This window comes from Chryseobacterium sp. WG23 (genome assembly GCF_024586575.1).
Classification (GTDB): Bacteria; Bacteroidota; Bacteroidia; order Flavobacteriales; family Weeksellaceae; genus Chryseobacterium.
The window spans coordinates 451995-477383 of record NZ_JALCZE010000001.1; the positions used below are offsets into that span (position 1 = coordinate 451995).

Sequence of the window (25389 nt, forward strand, 5' to 3'; positions counted from 1 at the left end):
TTTCTTAATTTAATTGAAAATCTTTTTTAACTTGGTTCAGTTTAGCCTTTACAGACGCGTCTACCTGCTGGTCACCTACTCTTAGAATATATCCCCCAAGAATTTCAGGTTTTACATGTAAGTTGATATCAAAATTTGAATCTGCTTTTACCAGGTTGGTAGATCTTAAAATCTGATCAAGGTTCTCTTTAGAAAGCTGTGTCGCTGTAGTAAGAGTGATTCTCTGTACTCCGTTGATATCTTCTACTTTATTGATGAACTCCTGAGCGATATTTCTCAGTTGGTTTTCACGTCCGTGTTTGATCACTAGTCTGATCAGGTTCAGTGAAGAAACTGAAAAATCTTTAAAAATCTGGTCTGCTACCTCTATTTTCTTTTTTGCATCAATGTAAGGGGTAAGGAAGAATTTGTTTAAATCCTGAGATTCAATCATGATCTTCACTACATCTTTCATTTCAGAAAATACAGTAGCCGTTTGGCCTGATTCATTGGTGAAGTCAAGCAAACCTTGTGCGTATCTTTTAGCTACTTTAGATGTAAGCATTATTAGTTAAGGTTAGATTTGTTTAAATAATTTTGAACTAATTCGTTTTGAGCTTCGCTGTTGTCTAATTTTTGTTTCAAGATAGACTCGGCAATGTTTACAGATAAAGTACCAATTTGATTTTTGATATCTGCCATAGCTGCGTTTTTCTCAGCGTTGATAGTTTGCTTAGCAGCTTCGATTAATTTATCTCCTTCAGATTTTGCAGCATCTTTAGCTTCTCCCACGATTCTGTCCTTAATCTCTCTAGCTTCTTTAAGGATAGCATCTCTTTCGATCTTAGCTTCACGAATGATTCTTTCGTTGTCAGCTTTTAGCTCTTCCATCTCTTTTTTTGCCAATTTAGCTTGGTTTAATGCATCAACGATAGAAGTTTCTCTTTCATTAACAGCATTTACAATTGGTTTCCAAGCGAATTTAGCAAGAAGAAACAATAGGATAACAAAAGTAAGCGTCATCCAAAATAAAAGTCCAATTCCAGGTTCTATAATTCCCATATCTGTAAATTCTTTTTTAAATGTTATTTTATGGATTGTTTTTTAAAAAATTCTTAGCAGCAGCCAACCGCTTTGCTGCTAAGAATGTTTTTTGAGGATAGATTACTTGATGAAAGCACCAAAGATGATCGCGATAAGACCAGCACCTTCAATAAGACCAGCAGCGATAAGCATTGCTCCTTGAATCTTACCAGCTTGTTCTGGTTGTCTAGCGATAGCATCCATTGCGTGACCACCGATTTTACCGATACCAAGACCTACTCCTAGTACTGCTAAACCGATACCTACGTAAATTAATCCTGCTCCTGTTGATAAATCCATAATAAATAAATTATATTAGTTAAAAATTATTTTAAAATTCTTTTCTTTTAATTAGTGAGCGTGCTCTTCGTGACCATGTTCATGCTCGTGTTCCGCAACTGCAATTCCGATAAATAAAGCAGATAATACAGTAAAGATATACGCCTGTAATGCTGCTACCAATAATTCCAATACTGAAACAAATAACGCCAATGGCACAGATGCAAATCCTAAGAATGGAGATTTGAAAATGAAGATCAATGAAACGATCGCTAAGATCATGATGTGTCCTGCTGTAACATTAGCAAAAAGTCGCATCATTAAAGCAAAAGGCTTTGTAAAGATTCCGATAATCTCAATTGGAACCATAATTGGATACAATAAGATTGGAACTGGTGGCATAAAGATATGTTTCCAATAATCTTTATTTGCACTGAACAATGTAATCAACAATGTAATAACAGCTAATACTGCTGTGATTGCAATGTTACCAGTAAGATTTGCTCCGAAAGGAAAGAAAGGAATCAATCCAAACAAGTTATTAATCCATATAAAGAAAAATGCAGTTAATAAATAAGGCATATATCTTTTATACTTAACAGATCCTATATTTGGAATAGCCACTTCATCTCTGATAAATACAATCACCGGCTCCATTAATCGTCCAATACCTTTTGGAAGTTGAGATTTCTTGTAATTTCTTGCCATTCCAATGAACACTATGGCCATAAAAATTACTGACAAGAACATTGAAGCTGCGTTTTTCGTTATTGAAAGATCAAAAAACACTTCGTTTGGTTTTTGCTTTCCACTAATGATCGAAAACAAAGTAGCTTTTTCAACACCTTTAGTAGAAACTACCTGTCCATGTTCTAAAGTATAACCATCATGCTCGTGCCCGTGTGCTATACTACTGGAAAGAAAAGTATGCCATCCTTCATTATCTTTAATGATAATAGGCAAAGGGATAGAAACGTGATGTTCTTCACCACTGTCGTCTTTTGTAGTCCATAAATGCCATTCATTAGAATCACCAATGTGCTCCATGATCATTGTGGTCGCATTGAAGCCTTCTTTCGCTTCTTTGTTCTCTACTTTTTCCGCTGATTTCTCTCCATCAGATTCGTGTTGAGCAGAAGCTAAACTGCTTATAAACACAAATAAAAATGCGAAAAATAATGAAGAAATTTTTCTGTTCATATCTCTTTTTTAATCGTGTGCAAATATATCGATTTTATTAAACTTTACCAATATTAAAAATTGATTTTTATCATCAAAAAAATCAAGACTTATTAATGAGTTTTATTATAGGTATATAAATAAGGAACGATGCAATAATAAAACAGATCACTATAAAGAGAAAATTAGTCTTTGTCTTATCTATTAATATTAAAGAAATGGTAAGCCAAATAATATCTTTACAAATATTAATAACAAGAAATTTCATTCCTGCATCCTCCTTACCATACAAATATTTTTTAAATATTATATATACTATTATATTAAGCAATGCTATTAATAATACAATAATAAAACAATCCAGAAAATTCATGCTGCAAAAATAAGATTATAATTTTTGAAACAAAACAATTCTTTATATAAGGTAGGGAGTTGGAAGATGGGAGTGCTATTGCATAGAGTTACAATTTTAATTTATTTCATTAAAAATGATCTTATAATTCTTAACTTAAAAAATATCTTATTAAAGAGTCTTATTTAGTTTTATCGGCTTCAAAAACTTTCTTCTCCTACCTCCAACTTCAATCAAATCCTTATAATATTAAGTCTATCATACTCAGGTTTCTTAAAAATTCCTTATTTTTGCAAACCTATAATTTACAATACATATGTTTAATAGTTTACAGGATAAATTAGACAAGGCATTACATAATATTTCCGGACGTGGAAAAATTACCGAAATCAATGTAGCGGAAACCGTAAAGGAAATCCGTAGAGCATTGGTGGATGCTGACGTTAACTATAAAGTAGCAAAAGATCTTACTAAGAGAGTTCAGGATAAGGCATTAGGAGAAAATGTACTTACTTCTCTTACTCCGGGACAGTTGATGACCAAAATTGTTCATGATGAATTGGTAGATCTTATGGGAGGTTCTCAGGAAGGAATCAATCTTTCAGGAAAACCTGCTGTAATTCTTATTGCCGGTCTTCAGGGTTCCGGTAAGACTACGTTCTCAGGAAAGCTGGCTAATTATTTACAGACAAAAAGAAATAAAAAACCTTTATTGGTAGCTTGTGACGTTTACCGTCCTGCTGCTATTGATCAGCTAAAAGTCTTAGGAGGACAGATTAATGTTCCGGTTTTCACTGAAGAAGGTTCTACCAACCCGTCTACGATTGCTGAGAATGCAATCAATTTTGCAAAAGCCAACAACCACGATGTGGTCATTGTGGATACTGCAGGTCGTTTAGCGATTGATGAGCAGATGATGAACGAGATCAAATCTGTACATTATTTCATTAAGCCGCAGGAAACGCTTTTCGTAGTAGACTCTATGACAGGTCAGGATGCTGTAAACACAGCAAAAGCATTCAACGAAGCTTTAAATTTTGACGGAGTTGTGCTTACCAAATTAGATGGTGATACAAGAGGGGGTGCTGCATTAACCATCCGTTCTGTAGTAGAGAAACCAATCAAATTTATTTCTACAGGAGAAAAAATGGAAGCTTTAGATCTTTTCTACCCTGAAAGGATGGCAGACAGAATCCTGGGAATGGGAGACGTTGTTTCCTTGGTAGAAAGAGCTCAGGAGCAGTTTGACGAAGAAGAAGCTAAGAAACTTCACAAAAAAATTGCTAAAAATGAGTTTGGTTTCGATGACTTCCTTAAACAAATCAACCAGATCAAGAAGATGGGTAATATGAAGGATTTGATGGGAATGATTCCTGGAGTTGGAAAAGCAATAAAAGATGTAGAAATCAGCGATGATGCCTTCAAGCATATTGAAGCTATCATCTATTCTATGACTCCTGACGAAAGAAGAAGACCTTCTATCATCAATACGCAAAGAAAGAGCAGAATTGCTAAAGGAGCAGGAAGAAAAATCGAAGATGTGAATCAGCTGATGAAACAATTCGATCAGATGGGCAAAATGATGAAGATGATGCAGGGCCCTCAAGGAAAGCAAATGATGCAGATGATGAGCAAAATGCCAAATATGCCGGGAATGGGTGGTATGCTTGGAAAGTAATTCAGACAACAACAATATTCATAAAAAACTCTCAGAATTTCTTCTGAGAGTTTTTGTTTTATCTAAATCTGATTATTTAAACTTATATCCTAATCCGATCTGGAAGAAATTCATCTTCAATTTTTCATCGTTAACAGGATTTTTAATCATATTAGTAAGTCCGAAACTATAACGTGCATCTACAAATAAACCTTTATAAACGTTATAATCTGCTCCAAAGAACAAACCGAAATCCGTAGACTTCAAATTATCATTAAAAGCCCTTTCAAGGAACTCCTCTCCTTCTCTGATGGCTCTTGGATCTGCCATAGCTCCACTTACTTCTATTTTGGCTGTCGTATTTGTTTTAAAGCTTACATACGGACCTGCATAGATTCCCAATTCTGGTGTTGCATAATATCTTGCGGATACAGGAATTAAAATCCTGTTAAAGTTAAGCTTTTCAGTCACTTTAATATTGGAAGGAAAACCTACTTCTGCTTTCCCACCCAAATTAGCATATTCAACCTCTCCCTGAACAGCAAATTTTCCGTTGAATTTATGCTCCACCAAAGCTCCCACATAAAATCCGGATTTAGACTTTAAGCTTCCACTTACTCCTTCAAATTCAGGATCTTCATTGGAATTTAATTTTGATAATGCATAACCGGCTTTTACCCCGAATTTTGTTTGTGCATTCAACCCTGCAACCAGTGCAAGCGCTGATACTAAAAGAATTTTTTTCATGATTATTATATTTAATTTTTATTTGAAATAAAGCTTTAAAAATAAACTTTTCCGGCTTTACTTATATTGTTTTGTTTTTATTTTGCAAAAACATATTTAACCCCAAAAGTCACGGAAGATAAATCCAGTCCGAATTTGTAATTATTCTTTCTTTCCGCTCCCTCATAGTCACCTTTGTACGTATTATATCCAAACTCTCCCAAAGTAGCTTCAATACTCCAGTTTTTGTTAGGAAATAATCTAAACCGGGCTTGATAGTAACCCCTATACGAGTGTAATTTCTGACAAACCGAAAAAAGCTACAGCTCCTGCCACTAATAGTTTTTTCATGATTATTATTTTTTAAGAGTAAAAAAAGCCCCAAGAAATTCTCAGGGCTTCATTGCTATATGCTTTGTTTATTATTTTGCAAATACATACTTAACTCCGAAAGTTACAGAAGATAAATTCAATCCGAATTTATAATCGTTTACTCTCTTAGCTCCGTCAACATCTACTTTAGAAGTATTGTATCCGAATTCACCGATAGTAGCTTCGATAGACCAGTTTTTGTTTAAGAAATAATCTAAACCTGGCTTAACGTTAACTCCGATAGAAGTGAAGTTGTTTTTAGTAGAAGTAGATGAAGAAGTAGTAGTTCCTCCAACTGTAGTTGTAGAAGTAGCCTCATCTTTGTTTTGACCGAATACCATTGGTACTTCTAATTGACCGAAGATATATAATTTTTCACCAACAGTCCAGTATTTTCTTACGAATGGAGCTACAACAAATCCAGAAACAGTTTCTTTTGCATCTACAGTAGTTGCACCAATTGTAGAAACAGTTTTTGTGTTATCATTTTGGTAACCTAAACCTAAACCTACTGCTAAGTTAGTATCTACGAAATAACCTACCGTTGGAAGAACTTTGTAGCTCTCAACTTTTGTATCTGTATTGTTATTTTCGTTTTGAGAATAACCTACTTGTCCTGATAAATATGCAGTTCCTTTAGCAATCTGAGCGTTTGATAAACCAAAAAGTGCAACAGCACCCGCTAATAATATTTTTTTCATTTTAAAAAATTTTAATACTTTCTGAGGGCAAATTTACAGTGACCTCCACGAATATTAAAATTTGTTAACGTGATTAATATCATTGTTAATTATTAACCTTTTGTAAACATAAATTATATCAGGTGAACAGCTTTGACTTTTTCACAATATTATGAATAAAAAAATTACAATTCTTCAATTAGAGTCCAGTATCTTTGTTCTTTTTAATTTGTTAATTTTGTCAAAAATACTACCCCTCTAAGAATTTTTGTTAAAATTAATAACGTAAAATATTAACATATAATTAATTAACTCTTAAAAATTAAACAATTGTTTATAAATCTTTATAAAAACTCAACCCTTCTTTTTGAAAATTAGATTAAAAAATTCACAATAACCATCAGAAAGTAAGTTTAATAGAACTTTAAGAATATCCTAAATTATCAGAGTCTTCCGGAACATTAGAAACTTGCTTGATGATCAGAAATAAGAAACTCCGGCTTTTGGCCAGAGTTTAGTATACTATTTTTAAACCTTCTTATTTCAAAAAGAAGTTATATCCAAGGTTAACAGCCCCTACATTCCAGCTATAAGAACCCCAGCCTACTTTTCTACTGTTGCTTATTGACTGATATCCCAGGTACAATTCTCCTTTAGACATCTGGTACCCGAATTTCGGCTGTACATAGAAACCTCCGTCCATACCGTCTTTTGTAGAAATACCATATCCAAGGTCTAACCCTACAAAAACAGGAGCACCGGAAAATTTATACTTACCGGATACAGCTACCGGAATAAATCCGAAGTCATCAAAATTGTCTTTTCCAAAGAAATGGGAATATCCTGTTGTAACTCCCAGGTCAAGGCCTTTTGTAATATTCCACATATAAGCAGCATCTACACCTAATGTAAATGACGAAATATCACTTGCATCGGATACAGGAACACCAATATGTCCACCTAGTTTAAAACCTTCCTGTGCCTGAACAGCACCTCCTAAAAGTGCAAAAGCACCAATTAATAATAGCTTTTTCATTTATTTGACTAGCGTTTGAATTATTGTGCAAAAATACTAATTATTTATGATAAAATTAAAATCTTAAGAATGATATCATTCAAATTAAAAAAGCAGAACAAATTTGTTCTGCTTTATATACTGATTAAGTTAAAATCTTAAATAATTAGTTTCCTCCGAATTTGAAGCCAACACCAACTTGTAAGAAGCTGTTCGTTAATTTTCCGTCTCCTGAATCTTTCGCCAGGTTAGAAACACCGTAGTTATATCTTGCATCAAAGAATAACCCGTTTTCCAAAGCATATTCTGCACCGATGAAAGGAGCGATATTCAAAGTATTTACCTGGTCTTTGATATCTACTTTATCTCCTAAACCAAATTCAGCAGCCAGTTCTCCTGGAATCTCCGCACCCCCTGTTACTTCATATTTTGCATTGGCAGTAAGGATAATACCAAAGCTGGCACCAGCAGAAACAGCTAAATTTTCAGTAATAAAATATTTAGCAGAAACAGGAATCAATAGAGTACCGAAGGTCGTTTTTGCTTTTACACGTACATTTCCGTCGAAATCTCCTTCGAATGCACCTGTCTCATCTACTTTACCTCCAAGCGGCGAGTACAAAACCTCCCCCTGAATACCGAATTTATCTCCGAATTTATGCTCAACCAAACCTCCTACATAGAATGTATGCATTGGATCTGAGCTCTCAGACTGACCATCAGCCTTCATTTTCAATGTTGATAAAGAATATCCGGCTTTAGCACCGAATTTTGTTTCCTGAGCGTTTACATTTGCTCCCATGACAGCTACTGCTGCAATAAGTAAAAGTTTTTTCATTTTAATTAGTCTTTAATTTTAAGGAATGCAAAACTAATTATTTTTTTCTATTAAACCAATTTTAAGAAATAAAATAAACGTTAATAGAAGGTTAATGGAAACTTTTTTACATGCAATTAGTCATTTCTTAGTCTTTTTTCCTCATCATTATATGCCAGGATAATTTTTCTTACCACAGGGTGTCTTACCACATCTTCTTCCGTAAGATGCACAAAACCAATTTCTTTTACCCCTTCCAAGATTCTCATTGCCTCTTTCAATCCGGACTGCTGATTTTTTGGAAGGTCAATCTGGCTTGGATCCCCGGTAATGATAAACTTAGCATTCATTCCCATTCTGGTAAGAAACATTTTCATCTGGGCATGAGTGGTATTCTGTGCTTCATCAAGGATAACAAAAGCTTCATCAAGGGTACGCCCTCTCATAAAAGCCAATGGAGCTACCTCAATTATTTTTTTCTCCATGAAACCTTCAAGCTTTTCATGGGGAATCATATCACGGAGTGCATCATATAAAGGCTGTAAATAAGGATCCAGCTTTTCTTTAAGATCTCCCGGCAAAAATCCAAGGCTCTCCCCTGCTTCTACGGCAGGTCTTGTAAGAACAATTCTTTTCACCTCTTTATCTCTTAAAGCTCTTGCAGCCAATGCCACACTGGTATATGTTTTTCCGGTTCCCGCAGGACCAATTGCAAAAACCATATCTTTTTTCTCGGTTTCCTTGACCAGTTTTTTAAGATTGGTGGTTTTTGCCTTTATTATTTTTCCATTGACTCCTTTTACAATAATATCCTGATCAAAAATCAGTTGTTTTTCATTTTCATCTTTAATATTGAGGATATTTTCAACATCTTTAAGCTCTATTGAATTGTTTTTAGAAATAAAACGGACGATATCATCCAGTTTTTGCTTCAATATGTCTAAAACCTCCTGATTTCCCATCGCAAAGATAAAATGATCTCTTCCAGTAATTTTAAGAGTGGGGAAGCTTGATTTTATTAAGTTGAAATATTGGTTACTAACTCCATAGAAGATTTTCACATCAGTATCTTCCAAATCATAGGTTAATTCAAACATGCAGTATTTTTATTTTAGATTTTAAAATTAAAGCTTTTTTTCAAATTTATATCAAATTCTTTTCAACAATCTTTCGGGCATTCTTTTTATTTTAAATAACTTTGCAATACTTCACTATTCTAAAATTGCTCATGTCAATTATTACCCTTACTTCGGATTTCGGAAATTTAGATTACAGAGTTTCGGCTGTGAAAGGCAAAATTTTGTCTCTAAACCCTGAGGTTAATATTGTTGATATAACCCACGAAATCCAGGCATTCAATCTTATACAAACTTCATACATTGTAAGAAATGCCTATAAATATTTTCCAAAAGGAACTATACATATCCTTGCTGTAGACAGTTTTTTCAACAAATCAAGAAAAAACATTCTTTACAAAGCTGACGGCTCTTACTTTCTGGCAGCAGACAACGGTCTTTTGAGCCTCATATTTTTTGATATCAAACCTGAAGCGATCTATGAGATTACGCTGAATAACCGTTTTGATGATGTTATAGACTTCACCTCTACTGATATTTTTGTTCCTGCAGCCGTACATCTTGCTAATGGAGGATTGCCGGAAGTAATTGGAAGAAAAATAGAAACCACCAAACAGCTGATGTTCCCAAGACCTGTTCTTAATGAGTCTGAAGGAATGATCATTGGGGAAGTTACTTATATTGATAATTTCGGTAATATAATTTCAAATATCAGCAAAGATTTCTTTGAAAGTGCCGGCAAAGCCTATACAAGTTTTACGATAAAATTCAGAAATCTCACCCTGTCAAGAATATTTTCAAGCCATACGGAAGTGGTTTCCGACTGGGAAAGGGAGACAGAATTCCATGGGCAATCTGCTGCAATCTTCAATGACAGTCAGCTTTTGGAACTTACCATCTATAAAGGGAGCAAGAAAAACGGGGCCAAAAGCCTGTTTGGATTGAATGTAGGCGAGAATATCTATATTGAATTCTCCTAAAATTATATATTTCATAAAAAAACCGATTTTTTTTATATATTTGTCAAAATCTAAAAATCAAAAATGGCAGAATACAAATTATTGCTTCCTTCCATGGGAGAAGGGGTTATGGAAGCGACAATTATCACTTGGTTATTCAATGAAGGTGATAACGTAAAAGAAGATGACTCTGTAGTAGAAATTGCAACAGATAAAGTAGATTCAGACGTTCCGACACCAGTTTCGGGGAAAATCGTGAAAATTTTAAAGCAAAAAGATGAAGTTGCCAAAGTTGGTGAAGCCATTGCTATTTTAGAAATTGAAGGAGAAGGTACTGCATCGGAGGAAGTAAAAACGGAAACTCCGGCTGCTACTCCAGATACTGAAACATTAAAAACAATTGAAGAGCCGTTACAAACTGTAGCTGCTTCAAATGTAGAATTCTCAGGAGACCTTTATTTATCTCCACTTGTAAAATCAATTGCACAACAGGAAAACATTTCTGAAACCGAGCTGAAGTCTATCAAAGGAAGCGGTTTGGAAGGAAGAATTACCAAAGAAGATATATTGGCTTATGTTGCCAACAGAGGAAGCCAGCCGGCTCAGCAAGCAGCACCGGTACAGGCTGCTCCTGCTCAGAAACCAGCAGTATCTGCTCCGGCAGCTACAGTTCCGGTAAGTGCAGGTGATGAGATCATTCCAATGGACAGAATGAGAAAGATCATCGCTGAAAACATGGTGAAAGCAAAACATATTGCTCCACACGTTACTTCTTTCATAGAAACAGACGTTACCAACGTTGTAAAATGGAGAAACAAAAACAAAGCGATCTTCGAAAAACGTGAAGGTGAAAAACTGACTTTCATGCCTATTTTCGTAAAAGCGATTGTAAAAGCAATTCAGGACTTCCCAATGATCAATGTTTCTATCAGTGGAGACAATATCATCAAGAAGAAAAATATCAATATTGGTATGGCTACAGCCCTTCCGGATGGGAACCTTATTGTGCCTGTTATTAAAAATGCTGATCAATTATCTCTTTCTGGTCTTGCAAAAGCAATCAATGACCTGGCTTACAGAGCAAGAAACAAAAAGTTAAGACCTGAAGATACACAAGGGGCAACCTATACAATCTCTAACGTAGGAAGCTTTGGAAACCTTATGGGAACTCCAATTATTCCTCAGCCTCAGGTTGCTATTTTAGCAATTGGAGCTATCGTTAAGAAACCTGCAGTTCTTGAAACAGCAGACGGAGATGTTATTGCGATCAGAAACTTAATGTTCATGTCTCACTCTTATGACCACAGAGTTGTAGACGGATCTTTAGGAGGAATGATGCTGAAGCATGTGCATGATTATCTTGAAAACTGGGATCTGAATACTGAGGTTTAAAAACAGAAGATAGTTCCTTTGAAATTTAACCAGAAAACAACAGTGTAACCAACACCCAAACAGATATTACATGAAAAACGCAACTTTAATTGCAATAATTTCACTAAGCTTCATTATTCTTATTGATCTTATTCAGTTTATTTCCAGTTTTTTTGAGTTCTACTCTATGGAACTGTTCCGCGTTTTTGGTGTTTTAAACCTTATCTGTTTTATTGGTATTCTGCAGTTTTTCGTTAAATTATACAATAAACAAAAGGAATGAATCGTGAACTCAGGGAACTTTTTGAAATAAAACAGGACGAAGAAAAAAATATTCAGCCTGCCGGCCAAAACGTAAAGAATCATATCCTGATACGTCTTGCAGCGCTTATTTTTGGAAGTATTGTTTTTTTTATTGCAATGACTCAAGCTAAAGGCTGGGACGTTCTGGGTTATCTTTTCTTTATGATGATATTTCATGCTGTATGGCTTCTTTTCATCATTATTGAAATGGCTATTCTTCAGAGCAATGAAAAACTCAAACTGAGGAATGTTAATTTAACTTTCACTCTTATTCTCTTATTGATCTATGGAATAGGTGCTGCCGTCATCTTGGGCGGATCATAATATACACTACAGCAGGCTTTCATTTTTTGGAAGCCTGCTTTGTATTGTAACGGCTCCTGTTTTTATGACATCAGATTGAGAGTTAAGCTCTAAGTTATCAAGAGCTAAAACATTAGCATTTCACTTAGTAACGGGTGAGATTTTTTCAATTTTATTACTAAAAAAATAGATGTTAAGAATTTCTTATGCTATAGAATAGTTTTATCTTTAAGACAAATATATCAAACCATGGAGCTGGATTTCAGAAAATTATTGATTACGAAACTATTCGACTTTTCTAAAGAAGAGGAAACCTTGATTTTTAAGGTGTATGATACACTGTTTGAAATTTACAATATTTCGGTGATAGAAATTGAAAACTCACCTTATCATCAATTTCTCTCTGATAAAACAGACCTTCTGAAAACACCTAAGATCTGCTATTATATCACTAATAAAAGCAATACTAACTCCTTTTATCTTTTTATCATCAATAGAATTGGTACAACATTTCGGGGAGCCCGCTCTACCGATAAAGATGATACATTAGAAATTTGGGGCTTGAAAAAACTGGAAGAAGACTTTGAATTCATTTCCATTCATAAAAAAAAATTAGCAGACAGCATTGCAGGAATTTTCAATAGCCCTCCCCTTCATTTCAAAGAGAATAAGGATTTTAAAAATTTCTATGTTTGGGGAAGTAATCCCTATAAAACGATGGATTTTTTAACCCCGACACGCAAGAAAATTATACAATCTTTTCCCGATAAGGATTTTAGACTTGAAGTTAAAAATACTATTTTAAGCATGGGGCTTTCAAAAGAATTAAACGTAAATAATACCCTATCTATCGCAAAATTTTTAGAAGAAATATAATTTTCAAAATTTTACCGTAATTTCATCCCAGAAAATAGACAAATGCTGAAAATCCTTGCTTTTATACGGAGATCCGTTAAAAAATCTTTTGACAATATTCGAAATGAGCAGCTAAAATATAATCTGCTTCAAGCCATTCCCTTTTGGATAGGATCTGTTATTACCGGATTTTTTGCTGTATTGTATGCCAAAATATTTGCATGGGGTGAAAACCTGATGAATCTTATTTTTGACTGGCATGCATGGATGATCTTTATTATAGCACCTGCTGGATTTGTACTTTCCTGGTGGCTGGTAAAGGAATTTGCACCCAATGCTAAAGGAAGTGGTATTCCACAGGTAATGGCAGCTGTAGAACTTGCCAATCCGAAGGAACATAAAAAGATCAGAAGCCTTTTAAGTCTTAAAATTATTTTTTTCAAAATTCTATCTTCCGTCATTTTAGTAATTGGCGGAGGTGCTGTAGGACGTGAAGGTCCTACAATTCAGATTGCAGGTTCTGTTTTCAGAAAAGTAAATGAATACCTTCCTGAATGGTGGCCAAAGATCTCCAAAAAAAATATGATCATGACCGGAGCTGCTGCAGGACTTGCTGCCGCTTTTAATACTCCGTTGGGAGGAATTGTATTTGCAGTAGAAGAACTTTCAAAAACCCATATCAATTATTTTAAAACGGCTTTATTTACAGCCGTTATTATTGCAGGCCTTACCGCCCAGACATTGGCTGGATCTTATCTCTATTTAGGGTATCCTAAAACGCATGATGTTTCTTTGCTCATTATGTTCCCCATTGTACTTGTTGCAGGAACTGCAGGTATTCTGGCAAGCCAGCTTTCCGTTATCATGCTCAGAATCAATGGCTGGAAAAAGAAAAAACTGAAAACAGATAAAGCCACTGTTCTGTTCCTGATCATTTGCGCCCTGGTTATTGCCTCTATTGCTTACTTTATCAACAGGGAAATTCTGGGTTCCGGAAAAGAGATTATGGAGCGTGTTCTTTTCACCAAAGATAAACATGAAGACTGGTATGTGCCGATTTTAAGAATGCTTGGTCCAGCCCTGTCTTTTACATCAGGAGGTGCAGGCGGTATTTTCGCACCTGCTCTCACCGCAGGTGCAAGTATAGGTTCTGTAATCTCGGGAGCTATCCATCTCACCCCCAACGAAACCAATGTGGTGATTCTCGCCGGAATGGTTGCTTTCCTGACAGGGATTACAAGAGCTCCGTTTACTTCAGCGATTATTGTTCTGGAAATGACCGACAGGCATTCATTGATTTTTCATTTAATGCTTGCGGGAATGGTATCTTCTATTGCCTCTATTTTGGTAAGCAGACATTCGCTGTATGATATACTGAAGGTAAATTTTTTAACGGAAATCAGAGAAAAGGATTAGTTTGGGTTAGATTCTATTCCAATTTTCCGCACATTACAACTTTCAATTCTCAATTATTTCACCACTACTATTGTATATTATAAATATATTCTCTAATTTTGCACCTCGAAATAATTAACAAATTCATTTAACATTATGAACAATTACGAAACTGTTTTCATTTTAACTCCCGTTCTATCTGAGTCACAGGTAGAGGAAGCAGTGAACAAGTATGTAGATCTTATCAAAGAAAAGAACTGCGAAATCGTTGCTAAAGAAAACTGGGGATTAAAAAAATTAGCTTACCCTATCCAATTGAAAAAGAACGGGTTCTATACTTTAATCGAATTCAAAGGAGAAGGTACTGTAGTAGCTGATTTAGAATTAGCATTTAAGCGTGACGAGAGAGTAATCCGTTACCTTACTACAAAACTTGACAAACATGCTGTTGAGTACGCTGTAACTAGAAGAACTAAAGTAAAAGCAGCTAAAGCTTAATTATTAACCCTATTTTTTAAAAAGACAAGACATGGCAATAGATGAAATGGCTAAACAAGCCTCAGCTGGAGGAGAATCAGAAGTAAAATTCCTTACTCCGCTTGATATCAATACAAAATCTGAAAAGAAATATTGTAGATTCAAAAAATACGGAATTAAGCATGTTGATTACAAAGATGCTGATTTCTTATTACAGTTCGTTAACGAGCAAGGTAAAATTTTACCAAGAAGATACACTGGTACTTCTTTAAAATATCAAAGAAAAGTTTCTGCTGCTATTAAAAGAGCAAGACACTTATCTTTATTACCTTACGTAGCTGACTTATTAAAGTAAGATACAAAAGAAACAAGAAGAGAGAGAAAAGGCTTCGGTCATTTTCTCTTTTTTTAAGTTGCTGAATAAATAATTAATTCTAACGATTTTTAGATTAAAGGAAAGAAATAATTTCTAAGACATCAGTCTTTTTTCTTTTTTCTTTGTTCTTTTCTCTAAAACTAAAAAACGGACAACAACAATGGATATCATTCTAAAAAAAGACGTAGAAAACTTAGGACTTGAGTTTGATACAGTAAGTGTAAAACCTGGTTATGCCAGAAACTTCTTACTTCCTCAAGGAATTGCTCTTTTAGCTACTCCTAAAAACAAAGCAGCTCTAGAGGCTACTTTGGAAGCTAGAAAAGAAGAAGAAGCTAAATTAATTGCTGCTGCTAACGGTGTAGTAGATCAATTAAAGAAAACTTCTATTACTATTCCTGCAAAAGTAGGTTCTGGTGACAAATTATTCGGATCTATCAATAATGGAGATCTTTCTGCTGCTCTTGCTAAGGCTGGAGTTTCTGTAGAGAAGAAATACATCAAAATCCCAGGAAACACTATTAAAAGAACTGGTAAAGTTACGGCTAACATCAGACTACACAGAAACGTTGAATACAATTTTGAATTCGATATCGTTTCTGACGCTCCTCCTGCTCCAGCAGCTCCGGCTCCTGCAAAGAAGGAAGCTCCTAAAACTGAAGAAGAAGCTTAATAAGCTGTTTTCAAAATATACTGAACCACTTCATCTGAAGTGGTTTTTTTGTGCAATATATATTTCCTTATTGCTCTGGATATAATCTCTATGTATTCATATCCAAGATGCTTCCACTTTACGTTACTTACCCGTCACCTCTCAGTTTCTGCTGATATTCCGTAGGAGGTACCCCTATTATTTTTTTGAAGATATTGCTGAAAGAAGATAAGCTATTGTAGCCAACCATCATCGCTATTTCATACATATTGTATTTTCCTTCCAGCATAAGTTCAAGGGAGCGGGTGATCCTTAAAGCTCTTAAAAAACGGACATAATTCATCCCTAGAATCTCTTTAAATTTCCTAGAAAGGGTTCTTGTGCTCATTCCGAATTCTTTGGCTGTAGATTCAATAGTAAGGGGTTTTTCAAGATTGGCATGAATGTATTTTGCAATTTTCAGCAGTGTTTCATCTTTAGGAAAAGGATGCTGAACCGGGAAAGCCAGTTTTTCATCCATTTTTTCTAAAAAAACACCTTTTAAAGCTTTGAGAAAATTATATTTAGATCCGTTATTTTTTGTGATTTTCCCATCCCATTCTTTTGTATATAAAATCATTTCCCGAGCTAAGTTATTAACGGAATAGATATTAATTTCATTAAAACGGCCATTTTCATCCACCTCTTTTTTAAAATAAAAATTATAAAGATCCACTTTCGGACTGGTTGAAAAAATATAATGCGGGGTTCCTGCCGGAATCCACATAAAACACCTTGCCGGTAGATACCAGTGTTTCTGATCTGTAAAAACATGGACAATACCTCCTTCGGCATAGATCAACTGTGCTGAACTGTGATAGTGTATTTCTGTTGTGACATCTCCTGTGAGCACGTGATATATGTAAAATTCGGCATCTTCTTCTTCTACTGCCTTAAAATGGCTGTCATTCATGAGGTAAAGGTAAGAAGAAAAATTAAATTGGCGTAAATGAACAAATCTTTTTCTGTTTTCACAAATAGGGTCATATGCCTGTCGCCGTAACTTTGCTGCATCAAAATCATTTTAGCAAAAATCCTTTAAATAAATTATGAATATGATATTTAACGCATGTAAATATCAATGCATCGCGTTGTGCTTATTATTGACAAGCAATCTTTTACATACACAAGTGATCGATTACCGCCATCTCAGTTTGCAGGATGCTGTAGGCATTGGGCTGAAAAACAACAAGAACATTCTGATAAGTCATTTAAAACAGGAAATGTCTGTTACCAAAGAGAAAGATCTTAAAATGGAAAAGCTTCCGGACATTGAGTTTCACACCAGCTATAATCAGGTGACCAATCTTTTTCAGCATCAAAATGGCGTATTCAATGAAGCTACAAAATATGATGTTATCAACGGAATGTACGATTTTACTTTATCAGCTTCAATCCCTGTATATATGGGAGGAAAAATAAAAAATACTGAAAAGAAAGCAGCTATTGATACTGAAATTTCAGCTTTGAGAACACATCTGGATGAAAGACAGCTTACTATGGAGATTATTACCGCTTTTCTACAGATTCACCATTTAAAAGAGCAGCAAAGTCTTATCAATGACAAAATGAAAGAGGATTCTGTAAATATCAGGCAGGTAAAAGCATTAAAGGCCAATGGTGTAGTTACCGTAAATGAAGTATTGAGAACTTCTTTACAACTATCCAACCATAAAATGAGCTGGACGGAACTTGATAATGATATTCAGATTGCAGAGCATAAGCTGAAAACCATACTTTCTCTTCCGGAAAACCAGGAAATGCATGTAGACACAAAGGACCTGATCTCAGAAAAAGTAGCTATTCCCTATGTTGAAGAGCTTACCGAAACTGCTTTGCATAAAAATGAGTCTGTAGACATTACACATAAGAATCTTTCTTTAAAAGAACTCGACCGGAAGATCACTAAAGCCAATTATTTACCTAAAATTACAGCAGGTGGAGAATATTTCTTAAAATATCCGAATATGATGTTTTTTCCTCCCGAGCCTTATGCCTACCGTTTGGGAATGATTGGAATGAACCTTACCTATCCTATTGAAAATCTGTATAAAAATAAATACAAAATGCAGGAAACCAAAGAGAATATTGACCTTGCCAAACTCCAGATTGAGGAAAACGACGAGAAGATCCGGCACAGTGTATATGAAGCCTATAAAAAGTTTGAAGAAACCGACCAGAAAGTAAAAATAGCTGAAGAGGCCATTGATCAGGCTAAAGAAAATTACCGTATTGTAAGAACAAAATATGCCAATAAATTAAGCCTGATCACAGAACTCATAGATGCCGACAACACCTATCTGGAAGCTGAATCTAATCTTATTTCTGTAAAAATTAACCGACAATTAAAATACTACCAACTCCAATATACGATTGGAAACTTATAAAAACTATGGCAAAGAAAGTACTGACACAAAAGGAAAAAAGAATCAACAGGACCATTACTCTGCTAGCCTGGATCCTGATCATCAGCGGAATTACAGGAATGGTAAGTTTTTATCTGTTTTCAAGGAAAAATGTAACCACCAATGATGCTCAAATCGAGCAATATATTACTCCTGTATCCAGTAAAGTTTCAGGATTTATAAAAATAATCAGGTTCAAGGAAAATCAATTTGTTCATAAGGGTGATACATTAATTATTATAGATAACAGGGAATTTGTAAACCAGGTAAAGGTAGCAGAAGCCAATCTCCATACCACTACTGAAAATATTGCAACCATTCAAAGTGGTGTAAATACTAAAGAAAGTGATACCAAAATCATAGATGCCAAAATAGCTTCAGCAAGAATTGATATCTGGAGAACCGAGCAAGATTATAAACGATATAAAAACCTGCTATCAGAAGATGCCGCTACAGAACAGGAATTTGAAAACGTAAAGGCTTCTTATGAGCAGGCTAAGGCCAATCTTATGGCATTGGATCAGCAGAAAAATGCTGTGAGAGCAGGAGCCAATGAACAACAGACCAAAGTTGCTCCAGCCAAAAGCCAGATCCAGCAGAGTTCTGCCAATCTGAACAACGCTAAGCTTTTTCTCTCCTACACGGTAATCACGGCACCTTATGACGGATGGGTAGGTAAAAAAACAATTCAGGAAGGTCAGCTGATCAAGGAGGGCCAGGCTTTGGTACAGATGGTAAGCAAGGAAAAGTGGATCATTGCCAACTATAAAGAAACCCAGCTTGGGCAAATTGACCAGAAACAGGAAGTGATCATTACGGCCGATGCCTATCCTGATATTGAATTCAAAGGAAGGGTTGTTTCTGTTTCACCGGCATCAGGATCTCAATTTTCCCTGGTAAAGCCAGACAATGCTACCGGAAACTTTGTAAAAATTGAACAGAGATTTCCCATGAAAATTATTCTAGACAACAATAAAGACAATGAAAAGCTGCTTTCCGGAATGAATGTCCTGGTAAGTGCGAAGAAGATATAGTTTGAGAGTTTTTGTGTTTGAGAGTATTAGAGTATTAGAGTATTAGAGTATTAGAGTATTAGAGTATTAGAGTATTAGAGTATTAGAGTATTAGAGTATTAGAGTGTAAAATTATAATTCTTTTTATTTTCAGATCATCAAATTTTCAAATTAATGTTAGATTTTTTTTAGCGAAAAGGCAAGACTGCAAAATTACAGATCTGCTCATTTTTTCTGGGCCTATTTGTCATTTTACCTTTTACTTTTACACCATTGCTCTTTTGTCTTTTCGCTTTTTATTCAAACTAAAAACAGGTTCATCTTTCTTAGTTTCTACTATACTATGCAACATAATACAGTTTATCATAAATGGGTACCACAATGGCTGAAACTGCCACTTCTTGTACTGGCATTGTTTCCCCACCTGATGTTGTTGTCGCTGTTACATTCTAACAGCGCTTTCACATCTTCTTTTATGGATGTAGATTCAGACGACATCCAATACTTAATGATTTTGATGTATGGGACATTTGTGGTTACCCTTTTAGTTTTACAGCGATTTATGGCTTATTTCAGTGTGAAATATTATGTTCTGCTGATGTCTTCCATTTCTGTAATCATTCTTTACATTTTATCAGTCACCAATGATTATCATATCATTCTGGTGATACGGTTTCTGGAAGGAATTTTCGGACTATTGGAAGGAGCTATTTTCCTGCCGCTGATCATAGCAGAATTAAAAACAAAACATGCCAAAGTATTTGCTTACCTCTTTATGTATTCTATTATGCTTACAGGAGGAACGGTAACCACAACCTTATTAAAATCAAGCATTGAAAACTATAATTTTCAGCATATGGTTTTAATGATGGTTTATTTCCATGTTTTTGTTCTGATCATCGGAATTGCTATTTTCAACAGAAACCGCTTTTTCCCTAAAAAGCCTTTATATCAGCTGGATATTCCAAGTTGGTTTTTACTGTGGGTCTGTCTGCAATCCGGAGGCTATGCCATTATCTACGGAAAAAGACTGATGTGGTTTGAATCTGATACCATTATCATGTGTTTATTCATATTTCTAGTTTCCGGAGGATTATTTATGTTGAAACAAAGAAATTCAAAAAGACCGCTCTTTCATTTTGAAGTCTTCAGTTCAAAAAATGTCATTGCAGGAATGATCCTGTTTTTCATTTTTTATTTGATCCGTTCAGGCTTAAATAATGTATACAGCATAATGGCAACGGTCTGGAAATGGCCTTGGGATTATATTGTCAATATCCAGTACTGGAATGTTGCAGGAACATTATTGGGTGTATTTTTATCAGGAATCTGCCTGATGCGCGGAGTATCGTCCCGAATCGTTTTCTTTACAGGATTTATGTTGTTGGCAGTGGATTGTGCATGGTTTACCTATACTTTTTATCCGGATACTAGCCTTGCCACTATCTGTCCACCTTTATTTCTTCAGGGAGTTGCCCAGGGATTGCTGTTTACCCCTCTGGTTTTCTTTTTAATCTCCGGAATGCCGGAAGAATATGTAAACAATGCAACAGCTTTAGGTACAACAACGAGGTTCTGGACAACAGCTATAGGATATGCTTTAATGCAGAATCTAATGCTCTTTTTAACGTTAAAACATTCCGATACGCTCAGCTCTACCCTTACTGATACCAATCCTATCTTTTACAGCCAATGGAATCAGGTTTTCGGAACTCAAATTTCAAAACTTCCGGTCAATGAATCCCTATCGATAACTGCAGGAGCTTTTAAAGCAAAAATAACAGCCCAGTCTATCCTTCTTTCCAATATGGAAATTTTTACCGGATTATTCTGGCTGGCTTTAATAACAGCCCTTCTTTTACTGCTTTACCACCCCGTAAAAATAGCTGTGAGAAATATTATGTAATGCTGTAAAAAAACAGAGCTTAGCCCACACTACTTTGGCCAGTTTATTGTTCATTGTTTCAACAACAATACTGAACAAATATCTACGTTTAAAATACAAAGCATAGTATGGAAATTGAAAAGATTTTATTAGGACAAAAGGATTTTTTTAAAACACAGCAAACCAAGAATATTGCCTTCCGGAAAATGTATCTTGAAAAGCTTCGGAATCTTATCATCACCCATGAAGGTTTGCTATATGAAGCTATTCACAAAGATTTTGGAAAGTCTAAATTTGATACATTTACTACAGAGCTCTCTTTTTTACTAAAGGATATTGACTATTATTTAAAAAACCTGAAGTCTCTTTCTAAACCTAAGAAAGCAGGCACCAATCTTGTCAATCAGCTTGGAAGCAGCAGAATCTATTCAGATCCATTGGGATGTATATTGGTTATAGGTGCCTGGAATTATCCTTATCAGCTGTCGCTCTCCCCTCTTATTGCGGCCATTGCTGCCGGCAACTGTTGTATTTTAAAGCCCAGCGAAATAGCAGAAAATACGATGAAGGCAATGGCTGCCATCATCAATGAAAACTTTCCTTCTGACTATCTGTATGTATATGAGGGCGGTATTGATGAAACAACAGCACTTTTACAGTTAAAGTTTGATAAAATATTTTTTACAGGAAGTACTCAAGTTGGAAAGATCATCTATAAAGCTGCTGCCGGGCATTTAACTCCTGTAGTCCTTGAATTGGGAGGAAAATCTCCGGCTATTGTAACCAAAGAGGCCAATCTTGAAGTTGCCGCCAAAAGAATTGTATGGGGAAAGTTTCTGAATGCCGGACAAACCTGTGTTGCCCCGGATTATTTGCTCCTTGAAGAATCTGTACAGGAGCAGTTTCTGGAAATGCTCAGAAAATATATCAAAGAATTTAAGTACGAACCGGATTCAGAGCAGTATACAAGAATTATTAACCGAAGGAATTTTCAGCGTCTGATCAAACTTATCAATCCGGAGAAAATATATTACGGAGGTCATTTCGATGAAGAAAAACTGTATATAGAACCCACCATTCTTAATAATATAGACTGGAACGAAAATAGTATGCAGGAAGAAATTTTTGGCCCTATTCTTCCGGTTATCAGTTTTCAGAACTTTAACTCAGCTCTTAATGCTATTACCGAACTGGAAAAACCTCTTGCTGCCTATCTTTTCACCAATAATACAGAAGAAAAAGAGCTGTTCACCAGGAAGCTTTCCTTTGGAGGCGGATGCATCAATGATACCGTGATGCATTTAAGTAATGACAACCTTCCGTTTGGAGGAGTGGGAAATTCAGGGATAGGAAATTATCACGGAAAGTTCGGTTTTGAAGCTTTTTCACATCAGAAATCTGTTTTGGAAAAAACAACCTGGGGCGAACCTAATATTAAATATCCACCTTATTCTGAGAAAAAATTAAGCTGGATTAAAAGGTTTTTATAATATTTTGAGGATTATCTTAATTATCTTTATAGTTACTTTTAAACATTCGTAACTTTAATCGTCACAGAGTCTGTCAAAAATAAAGAAGCTGTTTCATTATTGAAACAGCTTCTTTTAATTTTATCCTTTAGGAGCCCAGGTATTGAAAAAATCTTTAACCTTTTCTTTACTATATCCTTTTCCATCTTCAAAGACATCGCTCTGCTGAACTTTAATCATCTTTCCATTTTTATCAAGTACAATAAATACCGGGTACCCAAATTTTTCACCAGGATTATCATATTGAGCAAAAACTTTTTCATTTTTATTATCCGGAGAATAGTTCAGGTGATAATATAGATATTTTTTATCTACAATTTCTTTTAATTCAGGGGTAGTCTGTACAAAATTATTAAAACGGAGACACCAGATACACCAGTTTCCTCCTGCCTGAATTATAATATTTTTGCCTTCTTTCTTAGCTTGCGCCACCAGTTTATTAATATCTGCCTGAGCGTCAGCTTTAGGATTATAAGGCTTAGGAAGCTTTGCTTTCTCCTCAGCTGCCTTTTTCTTCGCTTCCAGTTCTTTTTGTTCTGTAGGAACTATAAGAGCTGTTTTCCGTTTACCTTTATCCGGTAAATTATTTACATCCTGTGAAAAAGCAAAAATACTTAATCCCAGAAAAGCCAATATTGCTATTTTTTTCATAACATAAAAATAAAAAAATAATATTATCCATCTGCAAAAATAGAACCATAATTTTATTATCACTAAATTTGCGTGTTTTATGAATTACCTGATCAAAATATTATATTTCATTTCCAAACTTCCGCTTAAAGTATTATACATTTTTTCGGACGTTATGTTCTTCTTAAACTATTATCTGGTAGGTTACAGAAAGAATGTTATTACTCAAAATCTAAAGAACTCTTTTCCTGATAAATCTGAAGAGGAGATTGGAAAAATACGCAAAATGTTTTACCGGAATTTCTCAGACTATCTTGTAGAGACCATAAAATCTTTCAGCATCTCTGAAACAGAGGCCAGGGTAAGAATGCAGCACATTAATCAGGATGTATTTCATGAAGTTCAGAAGGAGGGTAAAAATATCATTCTGCTGGCGGGACATGTTTTCAACTGGGAATGGATTAATGCATTGGCAAAGATTGTTCCCCAGGAACACTGTCATCCGGTTTACAGAAAAGTGAATAGTGACTTCTGGGAAAACCAGATGAGAAAAGTGCGTAACAAGTTCGGTAATGAGGCACTGGAAGCCAATGAAGTGATTCTTAATATTTTCAGAAATAAAAATGACGGGAACTCCATCTACATGTTTGTAGCAGATCAAACCCCTCATTCTTCCCATGTCAATTATGGATTGGAATTTCTGAATCAAAGGACTCCTGTTTTTGTAGGATATGACAAGCTGGCAACAAGAATGGATCTTGCTTTTATCTATTGCGAAATGAAGAAGGTAAAGCGAGGCTATTATCAGGTCAACTATCACAGAATATACCCGGATCATGAAAAGTTTGTAGAACACGAAGTGGTAAAAAAGTTCCATAAATTGTTGGAAAACACGTTACACAAACATCCGGATAATTATCTTTGGTCTCACAGAAAGTGGAAATACCAGGATTCTATCAAAACTTTTGATTCTGAAAAAAAATAGATATACATGCAGAAAAAACTGGCAGTTGCTATCTTAAACTGGAACGGCAAAAACTGGCTTGAAAAATTTCTACCGAATGTGGTTCAATTTTCTCAAAATGCAGATATTTACGTCATTGATAACCTTTCGACAGACAGTTCTGTAGAATTTCTAACTACTCATTTTCCAACAGTAAAGATCATTAAAAATCATAAAAATCATGGTTTTGCAGGAGGTTATAATGAGGGTTTAAAGGAAATAAAAAATGACTATTACTGTCTGCTCAACTCTGATGTAGAAGTTACTGAGAACTGGATAGAACCTGTATTGGAGATCCTGGAAAAGAATTCTGATATTTCAGCTGTTCAGCCTAAAATATTATCCTATAGTGACAAAAACTATTTTGAATTTGCCGGTGCCGGAGGTGGTCTGATTGATAATCTGGGTTATCCTTACTGCAGAGGAAGGGTATTTGATGATCTTGAAGAAGATAAAGGCCAATATGATGATGAAACAGAGATTTTCTGGGCTTCAGGATGCTGCTTTTTTATCCGCTCAAAAGATTTCTGGGAACAACATGGTTTTGATGAAAGATTTTTTGCCCATCAGGAAGAAATTGATTTATGCTGGAGACTCATTAACTCTGGAAAAAAGATCTTTTATACAGGAAAATCCAGGGTCTATCACATAGGTGGTGGAACACTTAATAAGCAGAGTGCTCAAAAGACTTACCTGAACATCAGAAATAATCTTTCAATGATGCTTAAAAACCTTCCTTTTCCAAGACTGATATGGCTGATATTCTTCCGGCTTTGTCTGGATGGTGCTGCAGGAATTTATTTCGGATTAAAGCATGGATTTCCTCATCTGTGGGCAGTAGTAAGGGCTCATTTTGGTTTTTACGGTCAGCTTCCGGGAACCTGGAAACTGCGCCAGAAACACCAGAAAGATAAGTTTTATCAATCAAAATGGCTAATCTTTACCCATTTTTTAGGTGGAAAGAATAGATAGCAGTTTG

The 25389-nt window shown here is 35.2% G+C and carries 26 protein-coding genes; 15 read left to right on the plus strand and 11 right to left on the minus strand.

Going from position 1 to position 25389, the window contains the following annotated elements; all coding sequences use genetic code 11:
• Positions 1-4 precede the first annotated feature (4 nt).
• The 4 genes from atpH to atpB form a co-directional block, all read right to left on the minus strand.
• Positions 5-544 (minus strand): ATP synthase F1 subunit delta, encoded by a 540-nt coding sequence (gene atpH, locus MP477_RS02075; protein WP_230035295.1) that lies wholly within the window; start codon positions 542-544, stop codon positions 5-7.
• A 2-nt stretch (positions 545-546) separates the two neighbouring features.
• A complete protein-coding gene (locus MP477_RS02080; protein WP_257188951.1) occupies positions 547-1041 on the minus strand; it encodes a F0F1 ATP synthase subunit B in 495 nt (164 codons plus the stop codon).
• Between the two features lie 102 nt (positions 1042-1143).
• Positions 1144-1362 carry an ATP synthase F0 subunit C gene (locus tag MP477_RS02085; RefSeq protein WP_007844726.1) on the minus strand — a complete coding sequence of 73 codons (219 nt, stop codon included), beginning with the start codon at positions 1360-1362 and terminating at the stop codon, positions 1144-1146.
• 51 nt (positions 1363-1413) lie between these two features.
• The gene (gene atpB, locus MP477_RS02090; protein WP_306552696.1) at positions 1414-2541 is read right to left on the minus strand and encodes a F0F1 ATP synthase subunit A; all 1128 of its coding nucleotides are present in this window, start codon (positions 2539-2541) and stop codon (positions 1414-1416) included.
• Positions 2542-3188: 647 nt separating this feature from the next.
• Here atpB and ffh point away from each other — a divergent pair.
• Positions 3189-4550 carry a signal recognition particle protein gene (gene ffh, locus MP477_RS02095; RefSeq protein WP_230035293.1) on the plus strand — a complete coding sequence of 454 codons (1362 nt, stop codon included), beginning with the start codon at positions 3189-3191 and terminating at the stop codon, positions 4548-4550.
• Positions 4551-4622: 72 nt separating this feature from the next.
• On the opposite strand, the gene MP477_RS02100 is transcribed toward ffh, so the two are convergent.
• From MP477_RS02100 to MP477_RS02120, 5 genes are all read right to left on the minus strand, one after another.
• On the minus strand, positions 4623-5276 hold the full coding sequence (locus MP477_RS02100; RefSeq protein WP_257188953.1) for a porin family protein: 654 nt from the start codon (positions 5274-5276) through the stop codon (positions 4623-4625).
• A gap of 401 nt (positions 5277-5677) precedes the next feature.
• Positions 5678-6328 (minus strand): outer membrane beta-barrel protein, encoded by a 651-nt coding sequence (locus MP477_RS02105; protein ID WP_230035287.1) that lies wholly within the window; start codon positions 6326-6328, stop codon positions 5678-5680.
• A 517-nt stretch (positions 6329-6845) separates the two neighbouring features.
• The gene (locus tag MP477_RS02110) at positions 6846-7343 is read right to left on the minus strand and encodes a hypothetical protein (RefSeq protein ID WP_257188954.1); all 498 of its coding nucleotides are present in this window, start codon (positions 7341-7343) and stop codon (positions 6846-6848) included.
• Between the two features lie 145 nt (positions 7344-7488).
• Positions 7489-8160 (minus strand): porin family protein, encoded by a 672-nt coding sequence (locus tag MP477_RS02115; RefSeq protein ID WP_230035283.1) that lies wholly within the window; start codon positions 8158-8160, stop codon positions 7489-7491.
• 116 nt (positions 8161-8276) lie between these two features.
• Positions 8277-9236 carry a PhoH family protein gene (locus MP477_RS02120; RefSeq protein WP_230035281.1) on the minus strand — a complete coding sequence of 320 codons (960 nt, stop codon included), beginning with the start codon at positions 9234-9236 and terminating at the stop codon, positions 8277-8279.
• 131 nt (positions 9237-9367) lie between these two features.
• On the opposite strand from MP477_RS02120, the gene MP477_RS02125 reads away from it, so the two are divergent.
• The 8 genes from MP477_RS02125 (at position 9368) to rplI (ending at position 15927) form a co-directional block, all read left to right on the plus strand.
• Positions 9368-10195 carry an S-adenosyl-l-methionine hydroxide adenosyltransferase family protein gene (locus tag MP477_RS02125; protein WP_230035279.1) on the plus strand — a complete coding sequence of 276 codons (828 nt, stop codon included), beginning with the start codon at positions 9368-9370 and terminating at the stop codon, positions 10193-10195.
• Between the two features lie 63 nt (positions 10196-10258).
• Positions 10259-11566, plus strand: a complete 1308-nt coding sequence (locus MP477_RS02130) for a dihydrolipoamide acetyltransferase family protein (protein ID WP_230035277.1) — start codon at positions 10259-10261, stop codon at positions 11564-11566.
• Between the two features lie 258 nt (positions 11567-11824).
• Complete coding sequence (locus tag MP477_RS02135; protein WP_257188955.1) at positions 11825-12172, plus strand: hypothetical protein; 348 nt, start codon at positions 11825-11827, stop codon at positions 12170-12172.
• 228 nt (positions 12173-12400) lie between these two features.
• Positions 12401-13027 (plus strand): hypothetical protein, encoded by a 627-nt coding sequence (locus MP477_RS02140; RefSeq protein WP_257188956.1) that lies wholly within the window; start codon positions 12401-12403, stop codon positions 13025-13027.
• A 42-nt stretch (positions 13028-13069) separates the two neighbouring features.
• A complete protein-coding gene (locus tag MP477_RS02145) occupies positions 13070-14422 on the plus strand; it encodes a chloride channel protein (RefSeq protein ID WP_257188957.1) in 1353 nt (450 codons plus the stop codon).
• Between the two features lie 135 nt (positions 14423-14557).
• Positions 14558-14899: a 30S ribosomal protein S6 gene (rpsF, locus tag MP477_RS02150; protein ID WP_047429790.1), complete on the plus strand. Its 342-nt coding sequence runs from the start codon at positions 14558-14560 to the stop codon at positions 14897-14899.
• 31 nt (positions 14900-14930) lie between these two features.
• Positions 14931-15233 carry a 30S ribosomal protein S18 gene (gene rpsR, locus MP477_RS02155; protein ID WP_034706728.1) on the plus strand — a complete coding sequence of 101 codons (303 nt, stop codon included), beginning with the start codon at positions 14931-14933 and terminating at the stop codon, positions 15231-15233.
• Positions 15234-15414: 181 nt separating this feature from the next.
• Complete coding sequence (gene rplI / locus MP477_RS02160; RefSeq protein WP_230035271.1) at positions 15415-15927, plus strand: 50S ribosomal protein L9; 513 nt, start codon at positions 15415-15417, stop codon at positions 15925-15927.
• A gap of 127 nt (positions 15928-16054) precedes the next feature.
• Here the strand turns inward: rplI and MP477_RS02165 are convergent, their stop codons facing one another.
• The gene (locus MP477_RS02165; protein WP_257188958.1) at positions 16055-16858 is read right to left on the minus strand and encodes an AraC family transcriptional regulator; all 804 of its coding nucleotides are present in this window, start codon (positions 16856-16858) and stop codon (positions 16055-16057) included.
• Between the two features lie 142 nt (positions 16859-17000).
• On the opposite strand from MP477_RS02165, the gene MP477_RS02170 reads away from it, so the two are divergent.
• The 4 genes from MP477_RS02170 to MP477_RS02185 all read left to right on the plus strand — a co-directional run bounded on the left by MP477_RS02170 (position 17001) and on the right by MP477_RS02185 (position 22738).
• Positions 17001-18332 carry a TolC family protein gene (locus tag MP477_RS02170; protein ID WP_257188959.1) on the plus strand — a complete coding sequence of 444 codons (1332 nt, stop codon included), beginning with the start codon at positions 17001-17003 and terminating at the stop codon, positions 18330-18332.
• Positions 18333-18337: 5 nt separating this feature from the next.
• A complete protein-coding gene (locus MP477_RS02175; protein WP_257188960.1) occupies positions 18338-19384 on the plus strand; it encodes an HlyD family secretion protein in 1047 nt (348 codons plus the stop codon).
• 322 nt (positions 19385-19706) lie between these two features.
• The gene (locus MP477_RS02180) at positions 19707-21269 is read left to right on the plus strand and encodes a hypothetical protein (protein WP_257188961.1); all 1563 of its coding nucleotides are present in this window, start codon (positions 19707-19709) and stop codon (positions 21267-21269) included.
• 107 nt (positions 21270-21376) lie between these two features.
• Positions 21377-22738 (plus strand): aldehyde dehydrogenase, encoded by a 1362-nt coding sequence (locus MP477_RS02185; protein ID WP_257188962.1) that lies wholly within the window; start codon positions 21377-21379, stop codon positions 22736-22738.
• Between the two features lie 120 nt (positions 22739-22858).
• Here the strand turns inward: MP477_RS02185 and MP477_RS02190 are convergent, their stop codons facing one another.
• Positions 22859-23428, minus strand: a complete 570-nt coding sequence (locus MP477_RS02190; protein ID WP_257188963.1) for a thioredoxin family protein — start codon at positions 23426-23428, stop codon at positions 22859-22861.
• Between the two features lie 79 nt (positions 23429-23507).
• On the opposite strand from MP477_RS02190, the gene MP477_RS02195 reads away from it, so the two are divergent.
• On the plus strand, positions 23508-24392 hold the full coding sequence (locus tag MP477_RS02195) for a lysophospholipid acyltransferase family protein (RefSeq protein WP_230035256.1): 885 nt from the start codon (positions 23508-23510) through the stop codon (positions 24390-24392).
• A 6-nt stretch (positions 24393-24398) separates the two neighbouring features.
• Entirely contained in the window at positions 24399-25382 is a 984-nt protein-coding gene (locus MP477_RS02200) for a glycosyltransferase family 2 protein (RefSeq protein ID WP_257188964.1), read from the plus strand.
• The last annotated feature ends 7 nt before the right edge of the window (positions 25383-25389 follow it).

Bases quoted from the DNA above. Each gene is read 5' to 3' on its own strand.
- atpH (WP_230035295.1), bottom strand. From the start codon at position 544: ATGCTTACATCTAAAGTAGCTAAAAGATACGCACAAGGTTTGCTTGAC.
- MP477_RS02080 (WP_257188951.1), bottom strand. From the start codon at position 1,041: ATGGGAATTATAGAACCTGGAATTGGACTTTTATTTTGGATGACGCTT.
- MP477_RS02085 (WP_007844726.1), bottom strand. From the start codon at position 1,362: ATGGATTTATCAACAGGAGCAGGATTAATTTACGTAGGTATCGGTTTA.
- atpB (WP_306552696.1), bottom strand. From the start codon at position 2,541: ATGAACAGAAAAATTTCTTCATTATTTTTCGCATTTTTATTTGTGTTT.
- ffh (WP_230035293.1), top strand. From the start codon at position 3,189: ATGTTTAATAGTTTACAGGATAAATTAGACAAGGCATTACATAATATT.
- MP477_RS02100 (WP_257188953.1), bottom strand. From the start codon at position 5,276: ATGAAAAAAATTCTTTTAGTATCAGCGCTTGCACTGGTTGCAGGGTTG.
- MP477_RS02105 (WP_230035287.1), bottom strand. From the start codon at position 6,328: ATGAAAAAAATATTATTAGCGGGTGCTGTTGCACTTTTTGGTTTATCA.
- MP477_RS02110 (WP_257188954.1), bottom strand. From the start codon at position 7,343: ATGAAAAAGCTATTATTAATTGGTGCTTTTGCACTTTTAGGAGGTGCT.
- MP477_RS02115 (WP_230035283.1), bottom strand. From the start codon at position 8,160: ATGAAAAAACTTTTACTTATTGCAGCAGTAGCTGTCATGGGAGCAAAT.
- MP477_RS02120 (WP_230035281.1), bottom strand. From the start codon at position 9,236: ATGTTTGAATTAACCTATGATTTGGAAGATACTGATGTGAAAATCTTC.
- MP477_RS02125 (WP_230035279.1), top strand. From the start codon at position 9,368: ATGTCAATTATTACCCTTACTTCGGATTTCGGAAATTTAGATTACAGA.
- MP477_RS02130 (WP_230035277.1), top strand. From the start codon at position 10,259: ATGGCAGAATACAAATTATTGCTTCCTTCCATGGGAGAAGGGGTTATG.
- MP477_RS02135 (WP_257188955.1), top strand. From the start codon at position 11,825: ATGAATCGTGAACTCAGGGAACTTTTTGAAATAAAACAGGACGAAGAA.
- MP477_RS02140 (WP_257188956.1), top strand. From the start codon at position 12,401: ATGGAGCTGGATTTCAGAAAATTATTGATTACGAAACTATTCGACTTT.
- MP477_RS02145 (WP_257188957.1), top strand. From the start codon at position 13,070: ATGCTGAAAATCCTTGCTTTTATACGGAGATCCGTTAAAAAATCTTTT.
- rpsF (WP_047429790.1), top strand. From the start codon at position 14,558: ATGAACAATTACGAAACTGTTTTCATTTTAACTCCCGTTCTATCTGAG.
- rpsR (WP_034706728.1), top strand. From the start codon at position 14,931: ATGGCAATAGATGAAATGGCTAAACAAGCCTCAGCTGGAGGAGAATCA.
- rplI (WP_230035271.1), top strand. From the start codon at position 15,415: ATGGATATCATTCTAAAAAAAGACGTAGAAAACTTAGGACTTGAGTTT.
- MP477_RS02165 (WP_257188958.1), bottom strand. From the start codon at position 16,858: ATGAATGACAGCCATTTTAAGGCAGTAGAAGAAGAAGATGCCGAATTT.
- MP477_RS02170 (WP_257188959.1), top strand. From the start codon at position 17,001: ATGATATTTAACGCATGTAAATATCAATGCATCGCGTTGTGCTTATTA.
- MP477_RS02175 (WP_257188960.1), top strand. From the start codon at position 18,338: ATGGCAAAGAAAGTACTGACACAAAAGGAAAAAAGAATCAACAGGACC.
- MP477_RS02180 (WP_257188961.1), top strand. From the start codon at position 19,707: ATGCAACATAATACAGTTTATCATAAATGGGTACCACAATGGCTGAAA.
- MP477_RS02185 (WP_257188962.1), top strand. From the start codon at position 21,377: ATGGAAATTGAAAAGATTTTATTAGGACAAAAGGATTTTTTTAAAACA.
- MP477_RS02190 (WP_257188963.1), bottom strand. From the start codon at position 23,428: ATGAAAAAAATAGCAATATTGGCTTTTCTGGGATTAAGTATTTTTGCT.
- MP477_RS02195 (WP_230035256.1), top strand. From the start codon at position 23,508: ATGAATTACCTGATCAAAATATTATATTTCATTTCCAAACTTCCGCTT.
- MP477_RS02200 (WP_257188964.1), top strand. From the start codon at position 24,399: ATGCAGAAAAAACTGGCAGTTGCTATCTTAAACTGGAACGGCAAAAAC.